The sequence below is a fragment of the Vibrio sp. Vb1026 genome, from assembly GCF_033338745.1.
GTDB lineage: Bacteria > Pseudomonadota > Gammaproteobacteria > Enterobacterales > Vibrionaceae > Vibrio > Vibrio alginolyticus.
Genome location: NZ_JAWOTH010000185.1, coordinates 1 through 1075 on the forward strand (window position 1 = coordinate 1; position 1075 = coordinate 1075).

1 protein-coding gene is annotated in these 1075 nt (G+C 47.3%); it reads left to right on the top strand.

What is annotated here, in order from left to right; all coding sequences use genetic code 11:
• Nucleotides 1–1075: cellulose biosynthesis cyclic di-GMP-binding regulatory protein BcsB (locus R7E47_RS25175; protein WP_318085528.1), on the top strand; the 1075-nt coding region annotated here is incomplete at both ends.

Genomic DNA, 1075 nt, shown 5'->3' on the forward strand with positions numbered 1-1075 from the left:
CCAGTGCTTATATTGGTTTCGGTTCGCGACTCGATGAGGTGGTGTCTAAAGCCACGTTGTACTTTGACATCACACCTTCACCAGCGTTGCTCTCTTTGGTTTCTCACGTCAAAGTGTATTTGAACAACGAACTTATGGGAGTGGCGTCAATCGTCGATGGTCAGCAAGGTAAAAAGTTGAGCTTATCGATGCTGCTGGATACTCGTTACTTCAGCAACTACAACCAAATTCGCTTTGAGTTGATTGGGAATACTCAGAAAGACTGTGCCAACCCAAATGACTCGAGCATTTGGGCCGAGATCAGCCAAAGCAGTCGAATTGAAATGTTTGCCCAAAAGACAATGCTGGAAAGTGACTTGAGCTTGTTGCCAGCGCCGTTTTTTGATGTCCGTGATTTTAGCCAGTTAAATCTGCCCGTCGTTATGGGTGGCAAATATGATCTGGATGATGTCAAAGCAGCTGGTGTCTTGAGCTCTTACTTTGGTGCTCTTGCGGGTTGGCGTGGTGCTCAATTCCCTTTTAGTGTCGACACGTTACCTAAGCGCAACGCCATTGTCTTTGTTACCAATGACAACAAACCTGAGTTTCTGAGAGATTTTCCGGACACGGAGGGCCCTCGTCTTCAAGTTATCACTCACCCAACTGACCCATACGTGAAGCTTCTTCTAGTGATAGGCCGTGACAGTAAGGATCTTAACGTTGCGGTGCAAGGTTTGGCGTTGGGAAACCAACTTCTTACTGGGCCAATCGCGAAGATTAATGAAGTCAAACAAATCAAACCACGAGTCCCGTACGATGCGCCAAACTGGGTGAGTACGGCTCGTCCCGTTGCATTATCTGAATTAGTCGAACAAAAAAGCATGTTGCAAGTGGAAGGTCGAACGCCTCCTCCAATCAACGTGAGTTTGCGCTTACCACCCGATCTCTTTACTTGGCAGAGCCGTGGTATACCGATGGATCTTAACTATAGGTATTCGCCACCAGCTGCGGATCATTCTGGTTCTCGCCTGACTTTGAGCATCAATGACCAGTTCATTGAGGCGTTTAACTTAACCACAAAAGGCCAAGGTGGTGA